The 21,128-nt window shown below is 50.3% G+C and carries 15 protein-coding genes; 5 read left to right on the top strand and 10 right to left on the bottom strand.

Annotation, left to right across the window (positions count from 1 at the left end):
• Positions 1-2: 2 nt before the first annotated feature.
• From DW947_RS08840 to DW947_RS08825, 4 genes are all read right to left on the bottom strand, one after another.
• Positions 3-617, bottom strand: a complete 615-nt coding sequence (locus tag DW947_RS08840; RefSeq protein WP_005826095.1) for a DUF5043 domain-containing protein — start codon at positions 615-617, stop codon at positions 3-5.
• Entirely contained in the window at positions 614-1,996 is a 1,383-nt protein-coding gene (locus DW947_RS08835; RefSeq protein WP_005826092.1) for a hypothetical protein, read from the bottom strand. The genes DW947_RS08840 and DW947_RS08835 overlap by 4 nt, the downstream gene beginning before the upstream one ends.
• A 163-nt stretch (positions 1,997-2,159) precedes the next feature.
• On the bottom strand, positions 2,160-3,089 hold the full coding sequence (locus tag DW947_RS08830) for a carbohydrate kinase family protein (RefSeq protein ID WP_034525479.1): 930 nt from the start codon (positions 3,087-3,089) through the stop codon (positions 2,160-2,162).
• Entirely contained in the window at positions 3,077-3,682 is a 606-nt protein-coding gene (locus tag DW947_RS08825) for an SIS domain-containing protein (RefSeq protein WP_005826081.1), read from the bottom strand. The genes DW947_RS08830 and DW947_RS08825 overlap by 13 nt, the downstream gene beginning before the upstream one ends.
• A 183-nt stretch (positions 3,683-3,865) precedes the next feature.
• Between DW947_RS08825 and DW947_RS08820 the strand changes: the two genes are divergently transcribed.
• Positions 3,866-5,113, top strand: coding sequence for a M16 family metallopeptidase (locus DW947_RS08820; protein WP_005826079.1), 1,248 nt, complete (start codon positions 3,866-3,868; stop codon positions 5,111-5,113).
• Here DW947_RS08820 and DW947_RS08815 read toward each other — a convergent pair.
• Both DW947_RS08815 and DW947_RS08810 read right to left on the bottom strand, forming a co-directional pair.
• Positions 5,100-5,699, bottom strand: a complete 600-nt coding sequence (locus DW947_RS08815; protein WP_005826077.1) for an epoxyqueuosine reductase QueH — start codon at positions 5,697-5,699, stop codon at positions 5,100-5,102. The two genes, DW947_RS08820 and DW947_RS08815, sit on opposite strands and share 14 nt — an antisense overlap.
• A complete protein-coding gene (locus tag DW947_RS08810) occupies positions 5,699-6,883 on the bottom strand; it encodes a DUF5009 domain-containing protein (RefSeq protein ID WP_119958488.1) in 1,185 nt (394 codons plus the stop codon). Before DW947_RS08810 ends, DW947_RS08815 begins: the two co-directional genes overlap by 1 nt.
• A 106-nt stretch (positions 6,884-6,989) precedes the next feature.
• On the opposite strand from DW947_RS08810, the gene DW947_RS08805 reads away from it, so the two are divergent.
• The 4 genes from DW947_RS08805 to DW947_RS08790 all read left to right on the top strand — a co-directional run bounded on the left by DW947_RS08805 (position 6,990) and on the right by DW947_RS08790 (position 13,580).
• Positions 6,990-8,582 (top strand): DUF6377 domain-containing protein, encoded by a 1,593-nt coding sequence (locus tag DW947_RS08805; RefSeq protein ID WP_227224156.1) that lies wholly within the window; start codon positions 6,990-6,992, stop codon positions 8,580-8,582.
• A gap of 205 nt (positions 8,583-8,787) precedes the next feature.
• Positions 8,788-10,038 (top strand): glycoside hydrolase family 5 protein, encoded by a 1,251-nt coding sequence (locus DW947_RS08800; protein WP_009037434.1) that lies wholly within the window; start codon positions 8,788-8,790, stop codon positions 10,036-10,038.
• Between the two features lie 360 nt (positions 10,039-10,398).
• A complete protein-coding gene (locus DW947_RS08795; RefSeq protein ID WP_009037433.1) occupies positions 10,399-12,624 on the top strand; it encodes a glycoside hydrolase family 3 C-terminal domain-containing protein in 2,226 nt (741 codons plus the stop codon).
• 281 nt (positions 12,625-12,905) lie between these two features.
• The gene (locus DW947_RS08790) at positions 12,906-13,580 is read left to right on the top strand and encodes an MIP family channel protein (protein ID WP_119958487.1); all 675 of its coding nucleotides are present in this window, start codon (positions 12,906-12,908) and stop codon (positions 13,578-13,580) included.
• A gap of 134 nt (positions 13,581-13,714) precedes the next feature.
• Here DW947_RS08790 and uxuA read toward each other — a convergent pair whose 3' ends face one another.
• From uxuA to DW947_RS08770, 4 genes are all read right to left on the bottom strand, one after another.
• The gene (gene uxuA, locus DW947_RS08785) at positions 13,715-14,887 is read right to left on the bottom strand and encodes a mannonate dehydratase (RefSeq protein WP_117963395.1); all 1,173 of its coding nucleotides are present in this window, start codon (positions 14,885-14,887) and stop codon (positions 13,715-13,717) included.
• 34 nt (positions 14,888-14,921) lie between these two features.
• Entirely contained in the window at positions 14,922-15,734 is an 813-nt protein-coding gene (locus DW947_RS08780; RefSeq protein WP_119958486.1) for an SDR family oxidoreductase, read from the bottom strand.
• A 240-nt stretch (positions 15,735-15,974) separates the two neighbouring features.
• Positions 15,975-18,344, bottom strand: a complete 2,370-nt coding sequence (locus DW947_RS08775) for an alginate lyase family protein (RefSeq protein WP_119958485.1) — start codon at positions 18,342-18,344, stop codon at positions 15,975-15,977.
• 17 nt (positions 18,345-18,361) lie between these two features.
• The gene (locus tag DW947_RS08770; RefSeq protein WP_057097400.1) at positions 18,362-21,022 is read right to left on the bottom strand and encodes a glycoside hydrolase family 2 TIM barrel-domain containing protein; all 2,661 of its coding nucleotides are present in this window, start codon (positions 21,020-21,022) and stop codon (positions 18,362-18,364) included.
• Between the last annotated feature and the right edge of the window lie 106 nt (positions 21,023-21,128).

Below are 21,128 nucleotides of genomic sequence, written 5' to 3'. Positions count from 1 at the left end.
GCTTACATTAGCGAACCGGGAGGAGGTAATGGGGGGAGTTTCCCTTGGGGCTTTTGCATCCATGCCAGCATAATGTAGTTGAGTTGTTTTCCTTCCTCTATGGGTTTAAAATGAATTTGTTCTTTCAGTTTTACTTCGATTTCCCTATATACATGTAGTGGCACTTTGGCGTATGGCTCAAAGGTGAAAAAATTGAAATTCACTTCCATTACTTCTCCCGTATTTGGACTGAGCAACATGGTTATCATAAGTTCCGTTTTCCCAATTTCATCTGCCATGGCTTTGGTGAATGCTTGGTCTACTATGAAATCTGCTTGCTGACTCATGAATCTGTCATATTCAATTACATTGCTACTCCAGCTGCCAATATATGTCTTCCCCGTGTCTTTATACACAATCTTTTCGTATGTCAGTTTGTTTTCTTTGTTATAAAGAGTCACAAACTGGCTACCGTCATCTACGTCGCATTGGTACGTATAACCATCTACCTCGAAAGTGGTGGTCTTTTTATAAATGACTGTTCCTTCAAGTGATTCTTCTGTTCTGATAGGTTTGTCCTGTGCTACACAAGGGTAGATGTATCCTATAAGCAGTGTAATAAGCAATAGTCTTTTCATTCGTCACAATTTTTAGTTGTTAATTTTATGTTGGGAAAAATATTGGTGATATCCGAATACTCTTTAAATGGATAATTGTCGTATCCTTCCTGACGGAAAGCATTAACGACATTATTAGATATATAGGTTTCAAAGATATCCAAGAATGAAGTTGTAACATGACCTTGCTGATTTACATATTTAGTCAATGAAGTTGTTGCTCTTAGGCGTTGGCTTTTTGCATATTTATCTTGTTTTTTGTCCGTCCACTCCACGCTCCTCCTCAAGAACAGGTATTGCGCATAGTGCGCTTCTATCTCTCTGTTCATCATAGAACTTTTGAACGATGATATAGGCTCTTGTGTGGTTTGGAAAACATGGAACATTTCATGCAGAAGGTTGTTTGCTTCCAATTCTTCCAATCCGATGTGCAAGGTATGCTCTTCCCAATTGTAGGAATACCCTTTGCCGAAATCGAATTCCAGATTGATTTTGTTGTTTTTGACTTTCTCTTTCAGTTGGCTGTATAGGTCTCCTCCCAAACAGTCTTCCATGATTCGGGCTGTCATGTTTTCGGTGATTACCCATAAAAGCGAGTCTTGGTCGGCTTCTTTCTTGAATATATTTCCTGCCGGAGTACCCGGTGAAGAGCCGGAACCTCCAGAACTTCCTCCTCCAATCCACACATCGCCACTTCCTCCTCCACCACTGTTCCAGTTGCTATTATTTATAAAGGCATCATCCACCCAATAGGAATGACTAACGCAGTTGGTATAGCTGTATTCCAGCTGGTCTTTAGGTCCGGTATATACATCCCAGCATTGGGTGACGGTTATTACCGAACGGGTCTGGGCATGAGGCTTGAATGTGAGTCCTTGCGCATTCTCTTCGCCAAATACTAGATAGCTTAACAAGTCGAATATGAACACTTGGTCGCTTTCTCTTATGAGTTCGTCATCACGCTTCAATGGAAAAAACTTCATCCATCCGTCTTTGATGTGCAACAGCCAGATGGCATCGATGCAGTGTGGCTTGTCAAGGCGGTAGAGGGGAACGAAGATACAGGTCTCTTCTCCAGTCAATTTATAGGTGAAGTTCCAGAGAGGAATGCCGTATTTCAACAGGAAAGAAGCGGTGAAATGCTTTTCTTCTTCCACTCTGCGTAGTGCGGAAATCACGGCTTTTAGGGTAGAGTCGGTGTAGGCAAAGAAGTTTTCCGGCTTGAATAACGCTTGCCGGGTCAACGGGACATCGTTTGCCGGGAATCGGGGTTGATAGAAGGATTCTTCTGTTTCGCAAGAGGCGAGTATTCCTAAAAGAATGCACAAGGCAAGGCAGATGTTTTGCCATTTCTGCTTAGGAGGGGTTGGAGAGTGCTGTCTGCTTCCTTTTGTATTCATAGCGCGAATGCTTAAGGTATAAAGGATAGACAAATAAAGCAAAAAAAAAGCAGAAATGAAAGGAAAAGCGGGAGAATTTTGTTAATCCGGAAGCTGTTCTACCACAGATTGCATGGATTTTCAGGCCATGTAATCTGTGGTGAACACCCTTTTGTAAGGGTGTCTATGGCTGGTATTTTCGTGCTTCTGCAAATTCCTTTGAAACGGAGTTGTTGAAACTCTTGCATACCTCGGCGGCAAACTCAATGCCGTATTGGATAACTTGGTCCCAAGTAGCCTCGTCCATGGTATCGAGGTCCTCGTAGCGTACATTATATTTCAGCAGCCCGAAGATGATGCCTGCGTTGAAGTTGTCTCCTGCACCGATGGTGCTGACCGCCTCCAGTGGGGGGATGGAATATTCCTTGGAAATCGTGCCGGTGCGCAATGAAACCTGCTCCGCGCCGGCTGTGCAGAGGAAGTTGCGGCAGTAGAACTTTACTTTGTCTTTGTATATCTTGTCGGCCTCCTGCAGGCCCCACATATAGAAGAAATCCTCTTGCGAGCCGCGTACAATGTTGGCGTATTCCAGATTCTCGATGATGGTGGGAGCCAGCTTGATGGCCTCCTCTTTATGGGACGAACGGAAATTGGGATCGTAGTAGATGATGGCATGCATGTCGTGTGCGCGTTCCAGTAGCTCCACCACTTTGTCGCGCAGTACCGGATTCAGGGCATAGTACGACCCTATGATTACGATGTCGTCTTCCTGAATCTGCGGATATTCCACGTCCAGGCGCTGCTTGGGATAATCTTTGTAGAAGATGTATTCCGCATCGCTCCGGTTGTTCAGGAAAGCGAGTGATACGGGGGACTTCCCGTCGGGGAACACATTGACATGGTCTGTGGGAATATTGTTCTCGCGCATGAAGTTGAGGATGATATTGCCCACGTGGTCGTTGCCCGTTTCACTGATAAAGCAGATGGGAACACCGATACGTCCCAGTGAAACGATGCCGTTGAATACCGAACCGCCCGGAACGGCTGCTGTGGGCTGTCCGCCACGGAATATGATGTCCAGTATGGTTTCTCCGATGCCTATTACTTTACGCATAGCGATCTTGATTTTTCTCCGAGGTAACCACCGTGATGGCGCTTGGAGTAGTCTTCAATGGTGAATCCTGTTTCTTTCATGGTCTGTACCACCAGGATGTCGCCGATGACGGTCATGGCGGTGGTCGAAGTCGTAGGCGTCATGCCCAGTACACATACTTCTTGCGGTTTCCCGGTGCTGAGGCATACATTGGATTCGTGTGCCAGGGGGCTGTCGGGGTTTCCGGTGATGACGATGAACTTCAGTCCCGGGTTCAGGTTATGTGCCAGCTGTGTCAGCTCCACGATTTCGCGAGTTTTGCCCGAATTGGAGATAAGTAGCAACAAGTCGTTCTCCTGAAGGATGCCGAGGTCACCATGCTGTGCTTCGCTGGGGTGCAGGAAAACGGAAGGAATGCCGGTGGAGCAGAAGGTAGTGGCGATGTTCATGGCTATCTGTCCGGCCTTGCCCATACCCGAAGTTACCAGTTTCCCTTTTTTGCGGTGCACTTGTTCTACGATGAGTTCTACAGCTCTTTCATAAGCGTCCGTCACTGGAATGTTCAGTACGGCCTGTGCCTCTTTCTGCAAAAGCTCTTGAATGGATGCAATCATATACCTATAATGTGTTAATGTGATTAATGTGCTAATGTGCTAATTGGCTGCGCTGTGATGCCGCATGGTCATTGGCACATTGGCACATTAGCACATTTGTACATTGCAAATATCTGCAATTTTCTATAAACGGCAATAAGTTTTATTGTATTTTTGTCGCCTCAAATAGTTTGAAACGTCAGAATGAAGAAGTTAAAAGAGAATTTACCGTCGGCTTTCAACCGATATATCCTGCCCAACGGCTTGCGCATCATTCATGAACCCTCGGCCTCCAAAGTGGCTTATTGTGGTTTTGCCGTAGATGCGGGTACGCGCGACGAGCTTGAAAACGAGCAGGGTATGGCGCATTTTGTGGAGCACCTCATATTCAAAGGTACCGCCAAGCGCAAGGCATGGCACATCCTGAACCGCATGGAGAATGTGGGCGGTGACCTCAACGCCTACACCAACAAGGAAGAGACGATGATTTACTCTGCTTTCTTGACCGAGCATTTCGGCCGTGCCTTCGAACTTCTGACGGATATTGTATTCCACTCCACCTTTCCGCAACGCGAGATAGAGAAGGAGACAGAGGTGATTATCGACGAGATACAATCCTACGAAGACAACCCTTCCGAGCTCATCTTCGATGATTTCGAGGACTTGATATTCAGAGGGCATCCCCTGGGACGCAACATTCTGGGCAATCCCGGGCAGCTGAAGCTGTTCCGCAGTGAGGATGCCGCTGCATTCACTTCCCGTTTCTACCATCCCGGCAATATGGTCTTTTTTGTTCTGGGCAATCTGGACTTCAGGCAGGTGGTGCGCTGGGCGGAAAAGCTCCTCGCGGATTTACCTGCCGTGGCAGTGGACAACCGCCGTACTCCGCCGCCCCTCTATGTGCCCGAGCATCTTGTAGTGCATAAGGATACCCATCAGGCACACGTCATGATTGGCAGCCGGGGATATAATGCGTACGATGACAAGCGCACCGCACTTTACCTGCTGAACAATATCCTGGGTGGCCCGGGCATGAACAGCCGCCTGAACGTTTCTCTCCGCGAGCGTCGCGGACTGGTCTATAACGTGGAATCCAACCTGACCTCCTATACCGATACGGGCACCTTCTGCATCTACTTCGGTTGCGACCCTGCAGATTTGGACTACTGCACCCGCCTGGTATATAAGGAATTGAAACGCCTGCGTGATGCCCGGATGACTTCCTCGCAGCTTGCGGCCGCCAAGAAGCAGCTTATCGGGCAAATCGGTGTAGCTTCGGACAACAATGAGAACAATGCGCTGGGCATGGGCAAGACTTTCCTGCATTATGATAAATGCGAAACTTCCGAAGCCGTGTTCCATCGCATTGAACAGCTCACTTCGGAAGTGCTGTTAGAGGTGGCGAACGAGATGTTTGCCGAGGACTATCTTTCGACGCTCATTTATCGGTGATTGATTCTTGCTTTGCATCCAGCCGTTGCATGCTGAATTGGCATCCGCAATACTGCTGGTTATAGAAATCGTACTCTTTCAGCAGTTGGTTGCGCCGGTCTTGAAGTCCGCCTTTCCGCCAATTCTGTTCCCAGAAGAGGGTGCCCGGATAGAGCGCGGCGGCACGGCGTCCGGCTTCATTGATTTGTTCCAGGCTTTTCCAGCGCGAAGAGGCGAGGGTAGTGGTGAATACGGAGAAACCGTGTTCGGAGGCGTAGCGGGCTGTCTCTGTCAGGCGCAGGGTGAAGCACTTCAGGCAACGGCTGCCGCGTTCCGGTTCGTGCTCCAGGCCTTGCATGGTGTGCAGCCAGTGTGCATAATCGTAGTCTGCATCGATGAAATCGATGTTTTTGGAGGTTACGAAACGGATAGCCTCGTTTTTCCTTATCTCATATTCCGCCTGCGGATAGATGTTGGGATTGCAGTAGAATACGGTGGGGCGTATGCCGTTCTCCAGCATGCACTCGATGATGGCAGAGGAGCAAGGTGCGCAGCACGAATGCAGCAGCACCTTGCGGTCACCGTTGGGTGTTTGGACTTTCAACATTATACTTTCAGTTTAATCTTGCCTTTCACCAGCAGGCCGGTCAGCCCCACAATGACAAGCGAGAAGACGAGGGACTTGAGCAGCCCCGGTACACCGCTTCCCAATGCTTCGGGATAGTGCAGATGCAGCAGTTGCTGGACAGCATACCAGATGTAAGGGATAATATAGCAGGTCAGCGTTGCCGTGCCTGCGGGTTTGATAATATCGAACCAGTTGGTCTTGCCTTTCACGTCCGTCAGCCAGTAGAAGAAGCCGAACAAGGGGAAGAACATGGCGAGGCAGTAGAACAGCCATGTCGGTGTGGCTTGTATTTTGGATATAATCCAGAACGGGTGTGAGACGAGGGCAAGGACAAGCATTCCTATGCCGAGGGCACAGAGCATGCCGATGAACCGTCCCGGCCGTTCCCGGTCGGCATAGCGCTGCATGAGCAGGGAGGTCAATACGCCGGACATACCGAAGGCATGCAGTGTCCAGTCACTCGGGATAAAGGGAAGCAGGATAATCCGGCTGCCGTACTCTCCCGGTATCAGGTCTGAATGGCTGATTACGGCAAGCAATACGACCACGAACCAGGCAATGGCATTCTTCCGCAGGTTCTCCCGAGTGAATAGATAGATGCCTGCACATACCGCATACGTCCAGCCGATAAGTCCGAGGATGCCCCACCAGCTTATCTGGAACGGTTTCCCGTTCATGTCCTTGTAGATGACGAGGAAGGCGAGCAGCAGCACGCCTGCTGTTTTCATTGCGGTGAAAAGGGTCTTTTTCGTTCCTTCCGCTTTGGGATATACCCCCCAGGTGAGGAAGAAGCCGATGACCATCAAGATGGAAAACCATTGATGTGAGAGGCCGCCTTCGATGCCTCCGCTGTTCAGTGAAAACAGTCCCATGGCAATCAGTGCCACTGTCCGCCAGAAGATATGGGCCACGACTTGCAGGGTGTTGTCTCCCTTTTTGTACCGGTTTTGTATGGCAAAGGATACGGACATGCCCATGCAGAAAAGGAAAGCAGGGAAGATGGTGTCGGAGAATCCCATCATGTCTTCGTCCATCCTGGCATGCATCAGCCAGTGGGGCACGTTTTTCAGTCCGGGAATGTCGTTGACAAAGAGCATGAGGAACATGGTGAGTGCGCGGAATACGTCTACCGCGGCAATCCGTTGGAGTGTTAAGCTTTTCATGATAGATAATTTGTTTGGGGGTTTTGAACGCAAATATAGGAAACTATTCTTTCCGATGCTACTGCTTTGCAGGATTTCTTGCTATATTTGCATGAACTTTATGGTCATGGAAAGGAGATTGTTCATTTTTTGTTTTCTTGCCGTCGTGGTATGGCAAAGTGTGGCTTTGGCTGCCGGCACGCCCTCTTTTACTGCGCTGACGTCCTCTTTGGATGAGGCTATCGAGGCGCACCGGCACTATGTCGCCGTGCGTGAAGGACGCATTGCCCGGCTGAAGCGCCAAGTGTTGGATACCGATACCGCCAATATCTCTTTTTTTCGATGGAATGGGGAAATTTATAAGGAGTATAAGGCATATATCTGCGATTCGGCCATCCATTATCTTCGTGTCAATCTGGATTGGGCAGAGCGCTATGGCCGGCAGGATGCAGCACTCGAAACAAGGCTGGAGCTTGCCCACTTGATGGCTTCGGCAGGCATGTACGAGGAAGCCGCCGAACTCTTGAGGCAGACGGACAAAGCCTCCCTTCCCTCCCATCTGCTGCCGGACTATTACAATGCCTGTCATAAACTTTACACAGAACTGAGTTTCTATACGCTGGACGATTCTTTCAAGAAGCATTATCAGGCTTTGGCTACCCATTATGACGATTCTTTGATGCAGGTACTTCTGCCTTCATCCCCCCTCTATCTGGAACGAAGAGAGACGCGGGAGGCCGCTGCAGGCCATCCGGACGAAGCCTTGAGCATCAATGATACGCGTCTGGCACATGCCAAGCCCAATACTCCCGAATATGCGCTGGTGACCTATCAGCGCTCATTGCTCTACCGCCGGCTCGGGAACCGGGAGGAGGAGAAGCGCTATCTGGCTTTGTCTGCACTGACCGATATTCGCCTGAGCATCACAGACCATGCCTCACTCTGGAACCTGGCGGAACTTCTTTATGAGGAAGGGGATATGGAGCATGCCTACCGTTACATCCGTTTCTCGTGGGACGAAACCAACCGATACAACGCCCGTAGCCGCAGCCTCCAGACTGCCGGCATCCTTTCACTGATAGACCTCACTTATCAGGCCATGCGTGAGAAGCAGAATGACCGGCTCCGGCTGTACCTCTGGCTCATCAGCGCTTTGATTGTGCTGTTGGTGGTGGCAGTGGGCTTTATCTACCGGCAGATGCAGCGACTCTCTGCCGCACGGAACAAGCTGGAGCATGCCAACGAGCAACTGCAACTCTCAAACAACATCAAGGAGGAGTATGTGGGCCGTTTCATGAATCTCTGCTCCGTTTATATCAACCGGCTGGATACCTACCGGCGGATGGTCAACAAGAAAATCTCTGCCGGGCAGATGGAAGAGCTGCTGAAGATGGTGCGTTCCCGCGAGGTGCTGGACGCCGGACTGAAGGAACTCTATGATAACTTTGATACTGCCTTCCTGCACCTTTTCCCCGATTTTGTCGATGAATTCAATGACTTGCTGCAGCCCGAAGAACGCATCGTGCTCCGTAAAGGCGAGTTGCTGAATACGGAACTCCGCATTTTCGCCCTGATTCGTCTGGGCATCGACGACAGTTCGCAGATTGCAGAATTCCTCCGTTATTCCGTAAACACCATCTATAATTACCGTGCCAAGGTGAAGAACAAGGCCCGCATTTCGCGCGAGGACTTCGAGATGCGGCTGATGCAGATACGCTGACAATACGTCAAACTGGCTTTTTGAATCCACTTTCTGCCTTTCTCTTCTTCTGATTATATTTCTGATTATTAGTTGTTTGTTTGTTCATGCTTCTTCACTCCTTCCACCTATTCCCGATTCGCCGGTACGAGGTGTTCTTATCTTTCCTAACTTTGGGGAAGCAAAAGCGAATATCGCAACTAATACTATAACCAAAATTATTGCCATGAAACATTTATTAGCGACAAGCATTTCCATCGCCTTGCTGTCTTTGGGCCTTGCGGGATGCGGTGAGAAACAAGCGACAAAAGAAGTAACTTCGGATGCATTCGTAACCATTCAGGGTCAGGACTTGATAAAGCCCGACGGTACCAAACTCTTCATCATGGGTACCAACCTGGGCAACTGGCTGAATCCGGAAGGATACATGTTCAAGTTCAACAAGACCAATTCCGGCCGTTTCATCAACGAGATGTTCTGCCAGTTGGTGGGACCGGACTTTACGGCCGACTTCTGGAAAGCATTCAAGGACAATTATGTAACGCGCGAGGACATCCGCTTCATCAAGGAGCAGGGTGCCAACACCATCCGCCTGCCTTTCCATTACAAACTGTTTACGGACGAGGACTATATGGGGCTGACTGCCGACCAAGACGGCTTTGCCCGCGTGGACAGCCTGGTAGAGTGGTGCCGCGAATCGGACTTGTACCTCATCCTCGACATGCACGACGCCCCCGGCGGACAGACGGGCGACAACATCGACGACAGCTACGGCTATCCCTGGTTGTTCGACAGCGAAGTCAGCCAGCAACTCTACTGTGACATCTGGCGCCGGATAGCCGACCGCTACAAGAACGAACCGGTCATCCTCGGTTACGAACTCTTCAACGAGCCCATTGCCCCTTACTTCGAGAACATGGAGGAACTCAACGGCAAGCTGGAAGATGTATATAAGAAAGGTGTAGCCGCCATCCGCGAGGTGGACAGCAACCACATCATTCTGCTGGGCGGTGCGCAATGGAACGGTAATTTCAAGCCTTTCAAGGACTCCAAGTTCGACGACAAGATAATGTACACTTGCCACCGTTACGGAGGCGAACCTACCCAAGCTGCCATCCAGACGATTATCAACTTCCGCGACAGTGTGAACCTGCCCATGTACATGGGTGAGATAGGCCACAATACGGACGAATGGCAGGCCGCTTTCTGCCAGACGATGCGCGAGAACAACATCGGCTATACCTTCTGGCCCTACAAGAAGATGGACGGTTCTTCTTTCGTCGGCATCACTCCGCCGGAGAACTGGGCAAACATCGTGTATTTCTCCGAAGCACCGCGTGCCACGTACAAGGAAATCCGTGAGGCACGTCCCGCGCAGGCCATGTCCCGCAAGGCGATGATGGACTTTATCGAGGCATGCAAACTGAAGAATTGTGTGGTTCAGGAGGGTTATATCCGGTCATTGGGAATGAAGTAGCGGGTGCTGCCTCGCTACAAACAGTACGTATCAAGTCCCAGAGGATGAGATGCCGGGACTTAGCATGAAAGAGGTAGGGACTGAGCTGTACACACCATAGGACTGAGCACCCAAAACATCCGGATGTTTTAGGGCAAAACATGGGGATGTATTGGGATAAAACATCCGGGTGTTTTGGGGTAAAACATGGGGATGTTTTGGACAACAACATCCGGATGTTATGGGTACTCACTATACGGGTGTAAGGACTTCAGTTCCTATGTAGGTAGGGCTAAGTCATATTCCCTTGTATGTCGGGGATTATCAATGGTACGGACTGATTATGATTGCTTACTTATATAACAACTTAATTATACAACAATGAAAAAAGTATTATTCGGTTTGGTTCTGGCCGCTGTCGCGCTGCCTCTTTCGGCCCAGCAGAAGCCCGTCTATCTGGACGCAAGCAAACCTATTGAAGAAAGAGTGGAAGACGCCTTAAGCCGTCTGACCCTGGAAGAGAAAGTGAAGTTGACCCATGCGCAAAGCAAGTTCAGCAGTGCGGGTGTGCCCCGTCTGGGCATTCCCGATGTATGGACGGACGACGGCCCCCACGGCATACGTCCCGATGTGTTGTGGGACGAGTGGGAACAAGCCGGATGCACCAACGACTCCTGCGTGGCTTTCCCTGCCCTGACCTGTCTGGCGGCAACCTGGAACCCCGAAATGTCTCTCCTTTACGGACAGAGCATCGGTGAAGAGGCGCGCTACCGCAACAAGTCCGTCCTGCTGGGCCCCGGTGTCAATATCTACCGCACACCGCTCAACGGACGCAACTTCGAGTATATGGGTGAGGACCCTTATCTGGCCGGAAAGATGGTGTCGCCCTATATCCGGGGCGTGCAGCAGAACGGCGTGGCCGCCTGCGTGAAACACTTCGCCTTGAACAACCACGAAGTGAACCGCCACACCACCAACGTCATCGTGGACGACCGTGCCCTTTATGAAATCTATCTGCCTGCTTTCAAGATGGCCGTGCAGGAAGGCGGAGCGTGGAGCATCATGGGTGCCTACAACCTATACAAAGGCCAACATCTTTGTCACAACCAATACACATTGAACGATATATTGAAGGGCGAATGGGGATTCGACGGCGTAGTCATTTCCGACTGGGGCGGCACGCACGATACCCGGCAAGCCATCACCAACGGGCTGGATATGGAATTCGGCAGTTGGACCAACGGGCTCTCGAACGGTGCCAGCAACGCATACGATAACTATTATCTGGCAAATCCCTATCTGAACCTCATCCGCGAAGGTAAGGTAGGTACCACGGAACTGGACGACAAGGTACGCCGCATTCTGCGCCTTATCTTCCGTACGGTGATGAACCCCGACCGTCCGTGGGGAAGCATGCTCTCTCCGGAACATTACGAGGCTGCCCGCCGCATCGGTGAGGAGGGCATCGTACTGTTGCAGAACAAGGGCAATGTGCTCCCGATAGACCTGAACCGGGCTAAAAAGATTCTTGTAGTGGGCGAGAATGCCATCAAGATGATGACCGTAGGCGGTGGTAGTTCTTCCCTGAAGGTACAGCGCGAACTCTCTCCGTTGGACGGCATCAAGCAGCGTGTGGCCGGCAAGGCCGAGGTGGTCTATGCCCGTGGCTACGTGGGCGATGCAAGCGGTGAATACAACGGGGTGGTGACCGGACAGAATCTGAAGGATGACCGTACTCCCGAAGAGCTGATAGCTGAAGCCGTGAAAGAGGCCCGGGATGCCGATTATGTCATCTTCATCGGCGGCCTGAACAAGAGCAACGGCCAGGACTGCGAGGACTCCGACCGTAAGGGTCTGGGCTTGTCCTACGGTCAGGATGCCGTTATCTCCGCACTGGCCGAGGCGAACAAGAATCTGATTGTCGTCAACATCTCCGGCAACGCCATTGCCATGCCGTGGGTGAACGAGGTGCCTGCCATCGTGCAGGACTGGTATCTGGGTTCCGAAGCCGGCAGTTCCCTTGCCGCCATCCTCATGGGTGATGTCAATCCCAGCGGCAAGCTTCCGTTCACCTTCCCCGTGAAGCTGGAGGACTGCCCGGCCCACAGCTTGGGCGAATATACCGGCAAACGGAGCAAGGACATCATCGACATCAAGTATAATGAAAGCATCTTCGTGGGCTACCGTTGGGCCGATAAGCAGAAGAAGGTGAAACCGTTGTTCCCCTTCGGCCACGGTTTGAGCTATACCACTTTCGAATATGGCAAGCCGACGGCCGACAGCAAGACCATGCAGGCCGACGGTACGCTGACCGTGAAGGTTTCTGTAAAGAATACCGGAGCGCGCGAAGGGCAGGAAGTTGTCCAACTGTACATCAGTGACAAGAAGTCCTCTCTGCCTCGTCCCGTCAAGGAACTGAAAGGTTTCCAAAAGGTGAAACTGGCTCCGGGCGAAACAAAGGAAGTCACATTTACCATTGATAAGGAGGCTCTTAGCTTCTTCGATGACACCCAGCACGCTTGGGTGGCCGAGCCGGGCAAGTTCGAGGCTGTCATAGCAGCTTCGGCAGCCGATGTGAAGGGAACGGTTCCTTTTGAATTGAAATGATGTAGGAAAATAAAGTTTCCTTTTAGGTTATTATCAAAGATAGTGTAGATGGAGGGTGTGGCCGTGAGGTTGCACCCTTTCTTTGTACTCTTTACAAGCCAATATGTTTTCTTATATTTCTGAGTTTCTTCGGGTTGGCTAAGGAAGATGCAGATATGCTGGATGTTAGAGTGAAAGCAGTGATGTTTTGTAGTAATGGGTGAGTTTTTACCGCCGTGTTTGGGCAGATCTTCATCTTTTATATTTATTTTTGCAGAAATCAATGTTTAATAAAAACTATCATGAAGAAGTATTTAGCAGAAATGATCGGGACAATGGTTCTTGTCCTGATGGGATGTGGTAGTGCTGTCTTTGCCGGAAGTGCGGCGGGGGCGGTTAGTGCAGGTGTCGGAACGCTGGGAGTGGCTTTTGCTTTCGGCTTGTCCGTTGTGGCGATGGCATACGCTATCGGAGGAATCTCGGGCTGTCATATTAATCCTGCCATTACCCTGGGCGTTCTGTTGTCCGGCAGGATGAGCGGGAAAGATGCAGCCATGTATATGGTGTTTCAGGTTATCGGTTCTGCCATTCTTTATGCATTGGTGTCTACGGGCGCTCATGGTGGTCCTACGGCTACCGGTTCCAATGGGTTTGCTGACGGAATGATGTTGCAGGCATTCATTGCAGAGGCTGTGTTCACGTTTATCTTTGTGCTGGTTGTGTTAGGTTCTACTGATTCCGAGAAGGGGGCGGGTAATCTTGCAGGATTGGCCATTGGTCTTACGTTGGTATTAGTGCACATTGTTTGTATTCCTGTTACGGGAACTTCTGTCAATCCTGCCCGTAGCATCGGTCCGGCACTGTTCCAGGGTGGCGAGGCTCTCTCTCAGTTGTGGCTGTTCATTGTAGCTCCGTTTGTGGGTGCTGCGCTGAGTGCCGTTGTATGGAAAGTGCTTGCTGCAAAAGAAGGTAAATAAATGTCGGCAGACAGTGCCTTAAGAAGAGGCGGCTGATGGCAGAAAACTTATAAAGGGAAGCCCTCCGTCCGAAACTTTGAAGTTTCGGACGGAGGGCTTCCTGTTCTTTCCTTATGCTTGCTATATCTTGTGCCTTATTCGTACAGCGATTTGGCTATACCCATTTCCAGTCCACGAAGCTCTGCCAGTCCGCGCAGACGGCCGATACAGGAATAGCCGGGATTGGTTTTCTTCTTCAAGTCGTCTACCATCTGGTGTCCGTGGTCGGGTCGCATCGGGATAGAGACACCACGGCGTTGTTGCAGTTCAAGGAAGGCTTTCATCACGTGATACATGTCCACGTCTCCTTCCAGGTGGTTGGCTTCGTAGAAATTGCCTTCGGCGTCGCGTTGTGTACTGCGCAGATGGACAAAGTTGATGCGGTCGGCAAATTGCTGCATGATGGCTGCACAATCGTTGGCGCTGCTTACACCGAGCGAACCGGTGCAGAGGCAAAGGCCATTGCTCTTGTTGGGGACAGCGTCAATCAGTGTCTGAAAGTCGGCAGCGCAACTCATGATACGTGGCAGGCCAAGGATGGAGCAAGGTGGGTCGTCCGGATGGATAACGAGCATGACACCTGCTTCGTCGGCTACCGGAGTGATTTCTTGCAGGAAATAGATCAGGTTGGCACGCAGGCGTTCCGGAGTGATGCCCTTGTAGCGGTCCAGTTCCTGTTGGAACTGTTCCAGGGTGAAGCTTTCTTCTGAGCCGGGAAGTCCGGCAATCATGTTGCGTACAAGCAGTTGTTTGTCTGCCTCTGTCATCTGTTCGAAGCGGGCACGGGCTTTGGCCTTTTCTTCATCGGTGTATTCGCCTTCTGCACCGGGACGACGTAGCAGGAAGAGGTCGAAGGCGATGAAAGCGGCACGTTCAAAGCGGAGGGCACGACTGCCGTCGGGTAGTTCGTAGGAGAGGTCGGTACGTGTCCAGTCCAGTACGGGCATAAAGTTGTAGGTGACAATGTGAATGCCGCATTTGCCCAGGTTACGCAAGCTCTCTTTATAGTTGTCGATATACTTCTGGAAGTCTCCGGTTTGGGTCTTGATATGTTCGTGTACGGGTACACTTTCTACTACAGACCAGCGCAGACCGACGGCTTCAATCATTTCTTTCCGTTTCTTGATTTCCTCTACTGTCCATATTTCCCCGTTTGGAATATGATGCAAGGCGTTTACAATGCCGGTAGCCCCGGCTTGTTTGATGTCCCAAAGGCTTACCGGGTCGTTGGGACCGTACCAGCGCCAGGTTTGTTCACAAAGAATCATGTTATTTATTGTTTGATGATTTGCAATTTACTATTTACATGGCGAATGCGTTGAACCCTCCGTCCACTACAGCCACCGTACCGGTGACAAAGCTGGAAGCATCGCTGATGAGGTATTGGATGGTTCCGCAAAGCTCTTCTGCACGGCCCATACGTCCGAAGGGAGTTTGGCGAATCACATCTTGCCCACGTTCCGTGTAGCTTCCATCCGGGTTCGTCAGCAGGGCACGGTTCTGCTCTGTGAGGAAAAATCCGGGTGCGATGGCATTTACACGAATACCTTCACCAAACTTCTTGGCAACTTCCGTAGCCATGAAGGCTGTGAAATTGGAGATACCGGCTTTTGCGGCAGCATATCCGGCTACACGCGTCATGGGGCGGAAAGCAGCCATGCTGGAGAAGTTGACAATAGCGCCTGTCTTCTGTTCCACCATCGGTTTGAGGAAGACTTGTGTAGGCAGTACGGTACCCGTCAGGTTTAATTCAAGCACCCGTTGGAACTCTTCTATCTTCAAATCGAAGAAAGTGCCCGTGGGCGCGATGGTGGCACCCGGCATATTTCCGCCGGCTGCATTCAGCAGGGCATCTATGCGGCCATAGGCTTTCAGTATATCTGCCAGGTTCTGTTCCAGCAGTTCACGGTTCATCACGTCGGTTGTCAGGAACATGGCTTCTCCACCGTTTGCCTTGATTTCTCCGGCAATGGCGTCCCCTATTTCTGCCTTGCGTCCCAAAATGACGACCTTTGCACCTTCTTCTGCCAGATGAAAGGCGATGGCTTTCCCCAATACTCCTGTTCCGCCGGTTATGACCACTACTTTGTCTTTAATGTCAAATAAGTTTTTCATGATTCGTTCATTTAAAAATTACGTTGTGTTTTATTTGATTAGCGTTGCAAAAATACGGAATAATCCGTTGTGCTGCACTTGCAATCGTACAAAAAAGATGTATTTATCATGGTTATTTCATTTAAGGGAGTTATCAGCCGACAAGTCGGCTTAGGAGTTAACGTCCAATACTTCTGTTGATGTATATCTAACTCCCTTCAATTCCTTTAAATTTGAAGCCATTCACGTCTTGTTTGTCTACTACTGGTTATCCAATGCTTCCTTGCGTGCCAATGCTTCCAGATAGAAATAATCGGCATAGTTCAGCGGCACGTCGATTTCGCTCCCTCCGGGATAATGCCCGGTGGAGTGCAGCAGCAGGAAACCGTAGTGTGTGCCCGGTTCTGCTTGGTAATGCCTGCCGAGGTTGCCGACAATCTTGTCGGCAATGGATTTGTAGCGTTTCCCTTTCTCCGGAGTGATATATGTGCAGAGCTCATAAAGGCCGGAAGCGATAAGGGCGGCAGCCGATGCGTCACGGGGCACACTGTCAACTGCGACGTGACTTTGCAGACCGTCTACTCCGGGAGCTTTCATGTCCCAGTAGGGGACGAAGTCTTCGGGCATGTTGGGCAGGTTGAGGAAGAAATCGGCAATGCCTTCACTTTGCTTCAGATAGGCCGGGTCTTTGGTGAAGCGGTAGCACATGGCGAAACCGTACAGTCCCCAAGCTTGTCCGCGGCTCCAGAAAGAATCGTCAGAGTAACCCTGGTGGGTACACTTCATGCGGACTTCACCGTTCTCCGGATGATAGTCTACCACATGGTAGGAAGAGTAGTCCGTGCGGAAATGATTTTTCAGGGTGGTATTGGCATGGTTCACGGCTATATTCCAATAAATGGAGTCTCCGGTAAGTTGGGTGGCACGGAACAGCATCTCCAGGTTCATCATGTTGTCTATGATGACGGGATAGCTCCATACCTCACGGTTGTGGTCCCAGGAACGGATGCTTTTCACCTTCGGGCTGTAGCGGGTCATCAGAGTCTTGGCACTTTGCAGCACTATGTCCAGGTAAGAACGTTCACCGGTCAGCTTGTAGGCTTTTCCGAAGCTGTCGTACATCATAAAGCCGAGGTCGTGCGTGCCCCGGTGCCACTTGGCCTCTTCAATGGGCCACGTCCAGGAGATGGCAGCCTGACGCCAGTAATCATCATGCGTATAGGCATACACCTGCCACAATGAGCCGGCAAAGAAGCCCGAACACCAGTCGTGGGGATGTACCATGGCCAGCGAACCGTCCTTGTTGATGCTACGGGGGATGACGCGGCGCCGGGCGGCATTCTTCTCTTCCTTCTTCGCCTTGTCGGCGCATTTCATGGCAAGTTCCAGCTGTCCGGCAGCAAAGGCATAGGCATGGTCTGTTTCGGTGGCCTGCATATACAGCAGGTTGAAGTTGTCATGAGGATTCAGGATGCGGTGGGCACGATAGAGGCGCAGATAATCCTTGCGTGCAGGATTCAGGTAGACAGCCGTTCGGTAAAGGTCTTTGCAGAAATTCTGCACGGAGCCTTCCCAGCCGCTTATTTGTTGGTAGGGCCATTCGCTGAGGCTTTTCCCGACGTAGGATGCCAGGAAATCCATAGCTTTGTAGAAGTTTCGTCCGTCGGCGGAAGTGGCATTGTCTATATGGGTTCCGAGTGTCCTTGCCATCAGCATAATGTCGATGAAATGAGTCAGGTTGTACTGTGAATAGTGGAAGGCAAGGGTACGCTGTAGTTCGTACGGTTGCCGTCCGTCGGGGGCTATCTGTGGGAAGATACGTTTTTCGGCGAAAGTATCGACCACTTCTTGTGCCAGCTTCTTGTTGCCGGTATAGAGGGCGAAAGCTATGATTTGGGCGTCGTAGGCCACACTGTGGTTGTTGGCTCCGGCTGCTTCTTCTTTGCCTTGCGGACTGGTGAGCATCCAGTCGGTCAGTTCGGCAAACCATTTCTTCAGTTGTTTGCTGTCCTTGGCAGTAAATGCTTTTGATTGTTCCAGTAGTGCTACGGCATCCAGCATCTCTATGAAGGAGTAGGTGTCTATCAGTCCGTAGCAGCGCCCCTTATCGTTATTGTGCCCCGGTATCATCTGCGCGTATTCCAGATTAGGATTCATCCGGGTGGCTTTGTCCAGAAACCATACACGGATAAGCTCAGTAGCTTTCCGGGCATATTTTTCTTCTTCGCTGAAGTACCAGGCCAATGCCAGGGTGGTGATGCGGTTGGCGGTTGTTCCCAGACGGTTGCGGTCCAGTTTGTTCAGTTCGGGATTCGATATGCCGTCGCGGTTGATGTAGGGTAGGCCGTCAGGTTTTGCAGGGTCGGGCCAAAAGTAGCGGGCCTGGCTCATATAGTCGTGCTTGTCACCGCTGGCGGGTGTCTTTTCCTTCATCATGACGGAAAGAGGCTGTGCATCCGATAGTCTGTCCGCTTCCTTCTTCAGTGTCTCGTAGGCTGTGGCGTAGAACGGTTCCCGGATGGAGCGTTTCACATTGGCAAGGTGTGTTGTGTTCCATACGGATTGCGCTTGCATGCAGGGTGCCATAAGCAAGATGGCAAGCATCCATTGGGCTGCTGCTTTCAGTTTCATGTCTTTTTATTTTAGAGTTAGTGAATATTTCGTAGTTTGATACCGTTCAAGAAGCATGTTCCGCTTGCCGGATGGAAGCGTATGTCTATGTGGTCTGTATCGTTGGTGATTATGTATTTCTTTCTCATGGCCTGGCAGTATCCGCTTTCTTTGCAGGGAGAAAGTTTTTCTTCCAGCATCTTTCCGTTTACGGAAATGCCAAAGGTGTTCTCACGGCTTTTTTGTTCTCCCTCTCTTCCCAATTGGTAGGCTATTCCTTCGTTCTGGAGAAAAATATCCGTAAAGAGGAGCTCCACTTCGTATACTCCTCGGGGAACATCGAAACGGTATCCTTCTATTCCGTTTCTCAAGGTCTGGAAAAGAGGGCCGTCTGCCGTTCTCCGGATTTCGGTCTGTGTGCTCAACTCTTTGCCTCCGATGTATCCCCAGCTGCCTTTTGTGTAGGGCTGGTCTGGAAGCCAGGTTAATCGACTTTCATCGGATGTATAGAAACACTGGCTTCCTACATTGACGGCCAGTTCCAGGTCTTTCAGTCCTGTAGAGTTCAGGTTTGTCGGGATGGGAGTAAAATGTACCTTTATTCCATCTTGAACAGTGGTTCCCTGGTAGTTCCCTTGAACCAGTAACAGTGGTTCTTTGCTGCTGAACGGTGCTTTAAAAATGGCAGTATAGTTGTCTACCTGTTGTCTACCCAGTGATTTCCCGTCGATGGAAAGTTCCACTTCGGGAAGATTGGTATATATCTTGACCGGCAGCAGCACGGAGGAGTCACCTTGTTGTATTCCGGTACGGTATATCCAGTCACGGCTGGCGATGTGCAGCACCGGAATATCTTTGCGCCAGGCTGCTTTATAGTAGTAGAAAACATCTTTGGGAGTCCGGTCAGAGTATGCTAGTCCCTTGTTGTTGATGCGCGGCATGGATTCATCTCTGAGTGCGGAAGAGAAGTCTATGAAGTTCCAGTGGGTACCGCCACAGACATAGGGCGTATTTTCTAGTATGGGCAGATAGTGCTCAAGGAACTTTTGTTGGTATTCGATGCTGAAGTCAAAGGCACGGGGATTCAGGGAGTGCAGCCGTTTGTCCGAACCGGCACCATATTCGCTGACAATCATCGGATGGGTGGGGTAATTGCGGTGTTGTTCTGCCAGAAACTTCTCGAATCCGGTGACATCGCCTCCATACCATCCTTGATATAGATTCCAGCCTATAATGTCTGTTATTTCGCTTAAGCCGGTTTCATTGTAGCTGTTGCTGCCGTGGAATGCCATGGCACTGATACGGGTGGAGTCTTCTTCTTTCAGAACTTGTTCCAGTCTGTTGGCCAGTGCAAGGGTACGTTCTATAACGGGTTTCAGCTCGTTTTCGGTTTTATATTTTCGTTGGGTGACAAGTAATATTTCATTCATGTATCCCCAAATGATGATGGACGGATGATTGTAATGTTGGCGTATCATTTCCCGTAAGCTGCGTTCGCAGTTGTCTCCGTAACCCGGTGTGTCGGGCACAATGTCTATGACGGGAATTTCTTCCCATGCCAGCATTCCCAGCTTGTCACACATCTCTATGATAGCGTCGTCTTGTGGATAATGGGAAATTCGGATGAAGTTGGCTCCCATCTCTTTCATTAGTTTCATGTCACGGCGGTGCATTTCGTCCGTCAGGGCTACACCGATAGGTTTCTGGTCCTGGTGGCGGCAGATACCGCGCAGTTTATAGGGCTTTCCGTTAAGGTAGAAGCCTTTGTTGGATTCGAAATGGAACCAGCGGAAACCGGTATGGTGGTTGCTTTGGTCTACGATGGACTTTGTTTTGCAGTTGAACAAGGTGGTTTCTACTCTGTAGAGGTAGGGCGTTTCCGGAGTCCATAGCAGTGGTTGGAGGATAGGAGATATATTGCTGTCAAAGTTTCGTGTCTCTCCGGCTTTGAGCTGTATAAACTGCTTTTGCGTTTGGAGGAGGGTTCCATCAGGGTGGTAGATGGAGTGTACCAGTTCGAGTGCTGCTTTTTCCCGGGCATCATTCTTTATTTCGCCATGGATGGACAAGGTGGCTTGTTGCTCGGATACCCGGGGAGTGGTGATGAAGATACCGTCGGAACCATGATTTGTCAGATTGAAATGTTGGCTGGGTACGGCGATGAGCCATGCATCTCTATAAATACCGCCGAAGAAGGTAAAGTCACCCGAAATAGGCGGAATGTCCATTCTGGCATTATCCACGCGGATAACCAGCATGTTGGGTGAGTTGAAGGAGAGAAATGGAGTAATGTTGAGTGTGCTTGCAGTGTAACCTCCAGTATGTTCACCGACTTTCTTTCCATTGATATAGATACAAGTTGCTTTGCTGGCAGCATCCAGTTTCAGAAAAACTTGTTTCCCTATCCAGTCTTGTGGCAGGATTATTTGTCTACGGTACCATCCCGTACCCCGATAATAATCCTTCTCGGTATATGCGTCGGTATTCCAAGTATGGGGCAGGTGAATATCCTCCCATTCGTCATCCTTGAAAGTGCTGTCTAAGGCAGCGGTACATTCGCCTTTTCGGAACTTCCAACTGTCGTTGATGGTTTGGATTTCCCGTTGTGCATAAAGACTGGACGGGGCCAGGATAGAAAAAATAATTATTGTAGCAATTGTCCAACAGACCGGTTTGTGTATATGCTTGAAGATTCTCATGATAAAAGATAAAGTATTATAGAACTGTGATGCTGACAAAGATAATGAAAGGGGAGGCGAAAATAAAGATAAATGTGATATTTTCGCCTCCCGGTTTAGAAAACAA

The sequence above is a fragment of the Bacteroides sp. AM44-19 genome (genome assembly GCF_003603395.1).
GTDB classification, from domain to species: Bacteria; Bacteroidota; Bacteroidia; order Bacteroidales; family Bacteroidaceae; genus Bacteroides; species Bacteroides uniformis.
This window is presented reverse-complemented; position numbering and strand designations above follow the sequence as displayed.

Coding starts and splice junctions, on each gene's coding strand:
- DW947_RS08840 (WP_005826095.1), bottom strand. CDS start 617: ATGAAAAGACTATTGCTTATTACACTGCTTATAGGATACATCTACCCT.
- DW947_RS08835 (WP_005826092.1), bottom strand. CDS start 1,996: ATGAATACAAAAGGAAGCAGACAGCACTCTCCAACCCCTCCTAAGCAG.
- DW947_RS08830 (WP_034525479.1), bottom strand. CDS start 3,089: ATGCGTAAAGTAATAGGCATCGGAGAAACCATACTGGACATCATATTC.
- DW947_RS08825 (WP_005826081.1), bottom strand. CDS start 3,682: ATGATTGCATCCATTCAAGAGCTTTTGCAGAAAGAGGCACAGGCCGTA.
- DW947_RS08820 (WP_005826079.1), top strand. CDS start 3,866: ATGAAGAAGTTAAAAGAGAATTTACCGTCGGCTTTCAACCGATATATC.
- DW947_RS08815 (WP_005826077.1), bottom strand. CDS start 5,699: ATGTTGAAAGTCCAAACACCCAACGGTGACCGCAAGGTGCTGCTGCAT.
- DW947_RS08810 (WP_119958488.1), bottom strand. CDS start 6,883: ATGAAAAGCTTAACACTCCAACGGATTGCCGCGGTAGACGTATTCCGC.
- DW947_RS08805 (WP_227224156.1), top strand. CDS start 6,990: ATGGAAAGGAGATTGTTCATTTTTTGTTTTCTTGCCGTCGTGGTATGG.
- DW947_RS08800 (WP_009037434.1), top strand. CDS start 8,788: ATGAAACATTTATTAGCGACAAGCATTTCCATCGCCTTGCTGTCTTTG.
- DW947_RS08795 (WP_009037433.1), top strand. CDS start 10,399: ATGAAAAAAGTATTATTCGGTTTGGTTCTGGCCGCTGTCGCGCTGCCT.
- DW947_RS08790 (WP_119958487.1), top strand. CDS start 12,906: ATGAAGAAGTATTTAGCAGAAATGATCGGGACAATGGTTCTTGTCCTG.
- uxuA (WP_117963395.1), bottom strand. CDS start 14,887: ATGATTCTTTGTGAACAAACCTGGCGCTGGTACGGTCCCAACGACCCG.
- DW947_RS08780 (WP_119958486.1), bottom strand. CDS start 15,734: ATGAAAAACTTATTTGACATTAAAGACAAAGTAGTGGTCATAACCGGC.
- DW947_RS08775 (WP_119958485.1), bottom strand. CDS start 18,344: ATGAAACTGAAAGCAGCAGCCCAATGGATGCTTGCCATCTTGCTTATG.
- DW947_RS08770 (WP_057097400.1), bottom strand. CDS start 21,022: ATGAGAATCTTCAAGCATATACACAAACCGGTCTGTTGGACAATTGCT.